Origin of the sequence: Microbacterium testaceum, from assembly GCF_001476655.1 — a bacterium.
In the GTDB taxonomy this organism is placed as follows: Bacteria; Actinomycetota; Actinomycetes; order Actinomycetales; family Microbacteriaceae; genus Microbacterium; species Microbacterium testaceum_C.
This window is the reverse complement of the sequence record NZ_LDRT01000205.1, coordinates 1-8,877: the sequence shown is the minus strand read 5'-3', so window position 1 is coordinate 8,877 and position 8,877 is coordinate 1. Positions and strand designations below refer to the sequence as shown.

Here is an 8,877-nt window from a genome sequence, read left to right as displayed (position 1 = left end):
GGGTGGGGGCTCCGAACGTTCCGGGCTCCGGACGGATTCGGCGACCGTGGCCGATTCCGCACGCGCGGGCGCGACGCACGGTGCGACGATCCGGAGCGCGGCACCGACCCGGTCGAGCCGCGGGGCCGCGGGGTTGCTCAGCGACCGTCGAGTCGCCCGCCGGACTCGCGCAGGTAGCAGGCCGCGCACATGGATTCGTAGGTGACCTCGCCCTGGATCTGGCCCTCGTCGATCGCGACCTGGTCGCCGTCGAACACGAAGCGACCGCCGACGAGACGCGCGTTGAAGATCGCCTTGCGCCCGCAGCGGCAGATGGTCTTGAGCTCCTCGAGGCTGTGGGCGATCTCCATGAGCCGCGCCGAGCCCGGGAAGGCCTCGGTACGGAAGTCGGTGCGGATGCCGTAGGCCAGGACCGGGATGCCATCGAGCACCGCGATCCGCAGCAGATCATCGACCTGCCCGGCGGTGAAGAACTGCGCCTCGTCGACCAGGAGACAAGCCACGGGCGCGTGGCCCGCCGCCGTGTGGAACTTCTCGCGGAGGTCGTCGTCGGGGCCGACGAGGAAGTCGACCGGACGGGTGACGCCCAGGCGACTGTCGATCTGGTCGGCGCCCTTGGTGTCGATCTCGGGCTTTGCCAGGAGAACGCGCTGACCGCGCTCCTCGTAGTTGTACGCCGCCTGGAGAAGGGCCGTGGACTTGCCCGAGTTCATCGCTCCGTAGCGGAAGTACAGTTTCGCCACGAGATCAGGAGTTGATCTTGAGCGCCTGAGCCGTGGCATCCAGTTCTCGACGCGCCGCCTCGGGCCGGGTGTTGAGCGACTCGCCGTAGCTGGGGATGAGCTCGCGCAGGCGCGGCTCCCACTCGGGCATGCGCTCGGGGAAGCAGGTCTGGATCAGCCCGAGCATGATCGACACCGCCGTGGAGGCCCCCGGCGAGGCGCCGAGGAGGCCGGCGATCGAACGGTCGGAGGCCGTGATGACCTCGGTGCCGAACTGCAGCACTCCGCCCTTGTCCTTGTCTTTCTTCATCACCTGGGCGCGCTGACCGGCGTCGAGCAGCTCCCAGTCCTCGGCCTTGGCCGTGGGCATGAAGTCGCGGAGGCTGTCGACCTTCTTCGCGTGCGTCTTGAGCAGCTCGCTGATGAGGTACTTGATGAGACCCGGGTTGTCGACGGCGACCTTCAGCATGGGCAGGAGGTTGTGCGGACGCACCTGGGTGACGATGTCGAGCATCGACCCGTTCTTGAGGAACTTGGGGCTGAAGGTCGCGAAGGGGCCGAACAGCAGCGACGACTCGCCGTCGATCACGCGGGTGTCGAGGTGCGGGACCGACATGGGCGGGGCGCCGACCGACGCCTGGGAGTACACCTTGGCGCGGTGCTTCGCCACGATGTCGGGGTTGGAGGTCTTGAGCCACTGCCCGCCGATCGGGAAGACGCCGTAGCCCTTGATCTCGGGGATGCCGGAGCGCTGCAGGAGCTTGAGCGCCCATCCGCCCGCACCGACGAAGACGAACTTGGCGTTGATCGAGCCGGGGGTGCCGCCGATCACGTGGCGGTAGAACACCTCCCACGACCCGTCCTTCTGCTTCTTCAGCTTCTTGACGTCATGATTGGTGACGACCTCGACGCCCTTCTCGCGCAGGTTGGCGAACAGCTGCCGCGTGAGCGAGCCGAAGTCGACGTCGGTGCCGGCGGGGACCCGGGTAGCGGCGAAAGGCTCGCCCTTGCGGCGCTTCTGCATGAGAAGCGGTGCCCACTGGTTGATGACGCGGGAGTCCTCGGTGTACTCGATGCCCGCGAAAAGCGGCTGCTCCTTGAGGACCTCGTAACGCTTGCGGAGGAAGGCGACGTCTTTCTCTCCCCGCACGAACGTCATGTGGGGGGTGGCGTTGATGAACGTCGACGGCTCGTCGAGCACGCCCTCGGCCACGAGCGAGGCCCACAGCTGGCGGCTCTGCTGGAACTGCTCGTTGATCGTCACCGCCTTGGCGGGATCGATCGAGCCGTCCTTCCCCTCGGGGGTGTAGTTCAGCTCGCACAACGCCGCGTGACCGGTGCCGGCGTTGTTCCACGCGTTGGAGCTCTCCTGCGCGACGTCGCTCAAGCGCTCCAGGACCGCGATCTTCAGGTCGGGCTGGAGGTCCTTCAGCAGCGTGCCGAGAGTGGCGGACATGATGCCGCCACCGATGAGGAGAACATCGACGTTTTCAGTCACCCGATGATTCTAGGCGTGGGCTGCGAGGTCTCTCGACATCGAGAGATCGGTCGGTTCGATATCGAGACAACCCCGCAGCCGCGGCATCCGGATGCCGGGATCAGACGGTCGCGGCGAGCTTCTGCGCGACGATCTCGGCGATCTGCACGGCGTTCAGCGCCGCACCCTTGCGCAGGTTGTCGTTGCTGATGAAGAGCACGAGCCCCTTACCCTCGGGGGCGGACTGGTCGGCGCGGATACGGCCGACGTAGCTGGGGTCGGTGCCGGCGGCCTGGAGAGGGGTGGGAACCTCTTCGAGGCGCACACCGGGGGCGTCGGCGAGCAGCTCACGAGCGCGCTCCGGGGAGAGGTCGCGGGCGAACTCGGCGTTGATGCTCAGCGAGTGCCCCGTGAACACGGGGACGCGCACGCAGGTGCCCGCGACGCGGAGGTCAGGGAGCTCGAGGATCTTGCGGCTCTCGTTGCGCAGCTTCTTCTCCTCGTCGGTCTCGTTCAGACCGTCGTCGACGAGGTTGCCGGCGAAGGGGATGACGTCGAAGGCGATCGGGGCGACATACTTCTCGGGCTCGGGGAAGTCCAGGGCCGAGCCGTCGCGCACGAGGCGCTCGACGTCGCCCTGCGCGAGCACGCCCTCGACCTGACCGAGCAGCTCCTGCGCCCCGGCCAGACCCGAGCCCGAGACGGCCTGGTAGGTGCTGACGATGAGGCGCTCGAGGCCCGCCTCGGCGTCGAGGACCTTCAGCACGGGCATCGCGGCCATGGTCGTGCAGTTGGGGTTGGCGACGATGCCCTTGACGGCCTGGTCGATCGCGTGCGGGTTGACCTCGCTCACGACGAGGGGGACCTCGGCATCCATGCGCCATGCGCTGGAGTTGTCGATGACCAGGGCGCCGGCCTCGGCGAAGCGGGGCGCGTGCGCGCGCGAGCCGGTGGCCCCGGCGGAGAACAGCGCGACCTCGACGCCGGCGGGGTCGGCCGTGGCCACGTCTTCGACGATCACGGAGTGCCCGCCGAAGTCGATCGACGACCCGGCCGAACGCGCCGTCGCGAACAGGCGCAGCTCGCGGATCGGGAACGACCGCTCGGCGAGGATCTCGAGCATCACGGTGCCGACCTGGCCGGTGGCGCCGACGACGGCGAGGGAGATTCCGGAATCGGAGATGCGGGTCATGCGAGGTCCTCGGGTGTTTCGGGTGGCGGATGCCGCGACCGCGGCGTTCGGGTCAGGGTAGCGCGAGTGACGGCGGGCGTTCGCCGCGCGCGGGCCGAACTCCGGAGAAATCGACCGGGATGCGCCGGAGGATGGCGGGATTGTGCGGGTGCGGGCGTGCGCGGCGCGGGAAACTCAGGAGTTTCGCACGCCCACGCGCGCCCGGGACAGCGGGCTCAGCGACCGGTGCCGGCGTGGACGGTGGCCTCGGCCTCGCCGTCCAGACCGTAGGCGGTGTGCACGAGGCGCGCGGCCTCGGCGAGGTCGACGCCGCGGACGACGACCGAGATGCGGATCTCGGAGGTCGAGATCATCTCGATGTTGACCCCGGCCATGCTGAGCGCCTCGAAGAGCGTCGCCGAGACGCCCGAGTGCGTCCGCATGCCCGCACCCACGACCGAGAGCTTGCCGATCTGGTCGTCGTGCACGAGGCTCTCGAACCCGACCTCGGGCTGCTCGCCGGCGAGTGCCTTCAGCGCGGTCGTGGCATCGGTCTTCGGCAGGGTGAAGGAGATGTCGGTGCGGCCGGTGGCGGCGGCGGAGACGTTCTGCACGATCATGTCGACGTTGGCGCCGGACTTGGCGACGATCTTGAAGATGTCGGCGGCCTTGCCGGGGACGTCGGGAACGCCGATGACGGTGATCTTGGCCTGGCTGAGGTCGGTGGCGACGCCGGCGACGATGGGCTCTTCCATGGCTTCACTTTCGGGGACGAGGGGGGAGGTCTTCGAGGCGTCGAGCACCCAGGTGCCCTCGCCCGAGCTGAACGTGGAACGCGCGTGGATCAGCACGCCGTGACGGCGCGCGTACTCGACGGCGCGGATGTAGAGAACCTTCGCGCCGTTGGCCGCGAGTTCCAGCATCTCTTCGCTGCCGACGCGGTCGAGCTTGCGCGCGAGGGGGACGACGCGCGGGTCGGCGGTGAAGATGCCGTCGACGTCGCTGTAGATCTCGCACACGTCGGCCTTGAGGGCGGCGGCGAGCGCGACGGCGGTCGTGTCCGAGCCACCGCGGCCGAGAGTCGTGATGTCGCGTGTGTCGCGGTTGAAGCCCTGGAAGCCGGCGACGATGACGATCGCGCCCTCGTCGAGCGCTTCGCGCAGGCGCACCGGCGTGACGTCGACGATCCGCGCGGCGCCGTGCGTGGCATCCGTGATCATGCCCGCCTGGCTACCGGTGAAGGAGCGGGCCTCGAAGCCCATCGAGTGGATCGCCATGGCCAGCAGCGCCATGGAGATGCGCTCGCCGCTCGACAGCAGCATGTCGAGCTCGCGGGGCGCGGGGATCGGGGCGACCTGGCCCGCGAGGTCGAGCAGCTCGTCGGTGGTGTCGCCCATCGCGCTCACCGCCACGACGACCTCGTGGCCGGCGCGACGCGTGTCGACGATGCGCTTCGCGACCCGCTTGATGCTCTCGGCGTCGGCGACGGACGAACCGCCGTACTTCTGGACGATCAGCGCCATAAGAGGAACTCTCCCGGATGGGTCGGGCGTCGGGATGCCACGACGGGGCGCTCGGATACCGCACCCGAGGGTCCATCCTAGGGGCGACGACATGCCGCCTTTGCCATGCATGCACAGGCGCGAGCACCCGGTGGGCGTTCAGCCCCGCGTGGATAGGATCGAGCCCTCCCACCCGGTTCCTGCTCCTGGAGGCTCGCGGTTGTCCCCCACCCCGCGCCGACTGCTGTCGTCGTTGCGTCGTCTCGTGCACACCGAGGACTCCGACTCCCCCGACACCCAGCTGCTCCCCGTCATCGACGAGGCGTTCGCGACGCGCATCCTCGACCTCGCGATCCGCATCGGCGAGACGATGCTCGTCGTCGGGGCTCCCGCGAACGAGGTGACGCTGACGATCGTGCGGGTCTGCGGCGCCTACGGTCTGGACCCGGTGCACGTGGACGTGACCTACAACTCGATCACGATCGCGCACAGCCGCCCGGGGGCCTCGCACCCCACCACGCTCCTGCGCGTCGTGCGCGGGTCTGTGCCCGACCACGCCAAGCTGCAGCGGCTGCAGGCCCTCGTGACCGAGATCACCGGCGGGCTCGCCCTCGACGACGCCATCGTGCGGTGCCGCGCGATCCGGCGGCTCCCGTTCCGCTATCGGCCGGCGATCGTCATCGCCGCTCAAGCGGGGCTCGCGGTGGGGGTCGCGATCATGTTCGGCGCGAACTGGCTCGCGCTGGTGCTGTCGTTCATCGCGGCCGGCCTCGCCGCGACCACGCAGCACATCCTGGCCCGGGCGCGCGTGCCGTACTTCTTCGCGCAGATCGCGGGCGGCTTCGTGCTGACCGTCGTCGCGGCGCTGTCTGCCCTGCTGCAATACACCGGGATCGACGCGGCCGCCGCGATCCGACCGTCGGTGATCGTGGCATCCGGGATCGTCCTCATGCTGGCGGGGTTGACGGTCGTCGGGGCGGCTCAGGATGCCATCGACGGCTTCGCCCTCACCGCGACGGGGCGCATTCTGGAGCTGACGACGCAGACGCTCGGCGTGGTGCTCGGGATCCTCGCCGGACTCGAGACCGTGCGCGTGCTGGGGATGGGCATGTCTCCCCCGTCGACCGCGCTGCCGCTGGGGCCGGTGAGCGTGCAGTTCGTCGGCGCCGCGGTCATCGCGATCGCCGTCGCGGTGATCAACGGGGCCGGCGCGCGCATCATCGTGATCAGCGCGACGCTGAGCCTGGTGGCGTGGGCGGGCTATCTCGGTGCCTCCTCCCTCGGGTTCGAGGTGGCCGCAGCGAGCGGGGTGGGAGCCTTCATCGGCAGCTTCGCCGGCATCGTCGTCGCCTACCGCCTGCACGTGCCGTCGGTGGCGATCACCACCGCCGCGATCCTGCCGATGGTTCCCGGAGCGGCGGTGTTCCGCGGACTGCTGGGGATCGTGGAGTCGGGCGACGACCCCGCCGTGCTCATGACGGGTGTCACCACGCTGACGGGGGCCGCGACCATCGGTATCGCGCTCGCGGTGGGGGCGTCGTTGGGCATCTACCTGGGGCAGCCGGTACGGGCGACGCTGTCGAGCGTGGTGCGGGTACGCGCGCGGACGCGGGGGTAGCGGGAGTCAGGGCACGATCGATGAGGGAAGGGCTGACCCGCCGGCCAATCCCGCACCCTCAAGCCCTTCCCGAAGTCCGGCTTGGAGTAGGCGAGAAAACCTTCACCGAGAGGGCCGCAACGCACGCGTGGTGGGTGCTCGAGACCTGGCATCCAGGATTCAGACGCACACGCCAGGGTCGCGTCCCGCAGCGGACTCGGCCAGGTCGAGATCGAGTTCGAAACGGAGGTGCTGATCGGCGACGCGCACGTCCCGCAGATGGAGGGAGCTCGGGACGCTCTCGGCGAGGCAGACCGGGGCGGGCGGCGACATTGCGGAGTCGGTACCCGTCTGCGCCGCGATCTCTTCGGCGGAGAGCGTCTTGCCATTCACCGTCACGGACGACAGCCGCGCGCTCAGCCACCCGTTCTCGAAGTGCGGCTTCAGTGCGACACTCACGACGTTCGGGCTGATCCCACCCGGCGCGGACGCACCGACCGTCATCTCGTCGCCGACGAAACCGATCCTCATCGTGCCCTGGACCTCGGCCGGGAGGAACAGCGCAGTCGCCTGCGCGGCGGAGAGGGTGATGGCCCCCGACACGCGGTCCGCCGTCCAGTCACCGTCTCCCTGGCGCAATCCCTCCATGGTGAGCGTGATGTCCGTGTTGGACCGCCCCAAGGGGTAGCTGTAGACCGTGATCTCGCCCCTGTCGAGTCGACCCAGGATTTCCTGCAGCAGGATCGAGCCCCCGAGGTCGACCCGGACGCGCGTGCTGTCGGGGATGGCGAGCTCCGACCGGAACGCGTCGGCGACGCTGCGCTCGACCTCGGCTCGGGAGATGGTCTCGTCGATCACGGCCGCGGTCGCCAGCAGAACGAGGAGGACCCCGGCGAGAACCACGACAAGCAGGCCCCGCCCCGAACGCGCGGGCGCAGAGTCCCCGGACTGCGGCGGCGGAGGCAGAAGCTCGGTCTGCTGGTCGAAGAGGGTCATGCGCTGCTCCGTTCCGCGTGATCCGAGGTCACCGCGCGATCAGCGTCATCGTCACGGTGGAGTGGTACTCGCCGACCGCGGCGTCGCGGGGGACGCGGAGCCTGAGGTCGGCGTCGAAGGTCGCTCCGTCGAGGGTGGTGGTCGTCCCCGGCTCCCCCGTCGCCAGGGTCATCGGGTAGACCGCCTGTCCGGCCTCCTGCGACGATCCGACCGTCACGCCGTCGTGATGGACGACCTCGTGCGGGTCGATCCCCAGCGCGGCCGACGAGAAGTGCCGCGACGGGTCGTCGACACCGACGAAATCGCTGACGCCGATCTGCACGCTCCACCCGGCGAGGCGGTTGCGGTCGTCCACCACGGTGAAGCGTCCGAGAGCGCGGGCGACGCCGTCGCGGCCGCGTCTGAGGTCTCCGAAGTCGATCGAGGTCGTGGTCGGTGCGGTGAGCTGGAAGAGATCGGATGCCGTGATCGCGACGCCGAGCTGGGCGCCGGTCGACTCGTGGGGACCCGGCGGCATCCACTTGTCGCTGTCGGGCGGCATCGGCGCGCTCCGCAGGAGGAGGCTGTCGGTCGCGGTGTCGCCGGGGACGAACGTGGGGTTGGCGCACGCGTCTATGTCGATCGCGCCGGCGCTCCCCGGGATTCCGGCGATGACCGACGACGCAGACTGGACGAGCCCGAGGGGCAACGGCGCGTTGCCGAGGCGAGCCGCGTTCTGCTGCCCGCGGCACAGGGCGTGCTGGACGAACCGCGAGAGGGTGCGTCCCTTCTCCGCTGTGAACACCCGCGTCGGCTGCGTCGGCACGATCATCGAGGTGACGGTTGCGAGGGGGTAGGCGCGGGCGTCGGGGTGGCGCCACACGCCGGTGCCGGTGGCATCCGGTGTCGCCCCGCCCAGCGCGATCGACACCGCCTCCGGCGTCGGGGCGACGTAGTACCCGGCGGCGTTCAGGATCTTCGCGGTGGAGAGTCCGGCGCTGACCGCGTACGCGTTCTCGACGTAGGCGATCGCTCCGCGGCCGTAGCTCTGGGCGACGTACCCGGCGACGCCGACCGATCCGTTCTGGGAATGGAAGGCGGGGCCCGCGACAGGGAAGAGCGTGGAGGCGCCTCCTGACCAGACGTCGGCGTGCTCGCTCGTCATCCACCGGGTCAGCTCGAGAGTCGTCGCCGTGGCATCGCCGCGGACGACCGGGGTGATGGCCTGCGCCGGGAGCGCGACGCCGGGGTTGTCCGCGCGGAGAAGCGGGTCATCCCAGCGCGTGATGGTGCCCGAGAAGATGCCGGCCACCGCATTCCCCGACAGCCGGAGGTCGTGGAAGGGGTGCCCGTCCACCCACAGGTTGTAGGCGAAGGCGAGGCCGCCGCCGACGAGGGGAAGGGAGGCATAGGGGGTGGACGGGCACCCCTTC

The 8,877-nt window shown here is 69.8% G+C and carries 7 protein-coding genes; 1 reads left to right on the top strand and 6 read right to left on the bottom strand.

Translation table 11 applies throughout. The features are described 5' to 3' along the window. Positions 1 to 137 precede the first annotated feature (137 nt). The 4 genes from NS220_RS18345 to NS220_RS18330 form a co-directional block, all read right to left on the bottom strand. The gene (locus NS220_RS18345; protein ID WP_058625412.1) at positions 138 to 743 is read right to left on the bottom strand and encodes a thymidine kinase; all 606 of its coding nucleotides are present in this window, start codon (positions 741 to 743) and stop codon (positions 138 to 140) included. A gap of 4 nt (positions 744 to 747) precedes the next feature. Next, the gene (locus tag NS220_RS18340) at positions 748 to 2,220 is read right to left on the bottom strand and encodes a malate:quinone oxidoreductase (RefSeq protein WP_058625411.1); all 1,473 of its coding nucleotides are present in this window, start codon (positions 2,218 to 2,220) and stop codon (positions 748 to 750) included. 100 nt (positions 2,221 to 2,320) lie between these two features. Then, positions 2,321 to 3,391 (bottom strand): aspartate-semialdehyde dehydrogenase, encoded by a 1,071-nt coding sequence (locus NS220_RS18335; RefSeq protein WP_058625410.1) that lies wholly within the window; start codon positions 3,389 to 3,391, stop codon positions 2,321 to 2,323. Between the two features lie 215 nt (positions 3,392 to 3,606). Further along, complete coding sequence (locus tag NS220_RS18330; protein WP_058625409.1) at positions 3,607 to 4,893, bottom strand: aspartate kinase; 1,287 nt, start codon at positions 4,891 to 4,893, stop codon at positions 3,607 to 3,609. Positions 4,894 to 5,092: 199 nt separating this feature from the next. On the opposite strand from NS220_RS18330, the gene NS220_RS18325 reads away from it, so the two are divergent. Next, on the top strand, positions 5,093 to 6,490 hold the full coding sequence (locus tag NS220_RS18325; RefSeq protein ID WP_058625408.1) for a threonine/serine ThrE exporter family protein: 1,398 nt from the start codon (positions 5,093 to 5,095) through the stop codon (positions 6,488 to 6,490). Positions 6,491 to 6,649: 159 nt separating this feature from the next. Here the strand turns inward: NS220_RS18325 and NS220_RS18320 are convergent, their stop codons facing one another. Both NS220_RS18320 and NS220_RS18315 read right to left on the bottom strand, forming a co-directional pair. Beyond that, positions 6,650 to 7,465, bottom strand: coding sequence for an LmeA family phospholipid-binding protein (locus NS220_RS18320; RefSeq protein WP_058625407.1), 816 nt, complete (start codon positions 7,463 to 7,465; stop codon positions 6,650 to 6,652). A gap of 28 nt (positions 7,466 to 7,493) precedes the next feature. Next, on the bottom strand, positions 7,494 to 8,877 hold a 1,384-nt coding region (locus NS220_RS18315), incomplete at its 5' end, for a substrate-binding domain-containing protein (protein WP_193755419.1).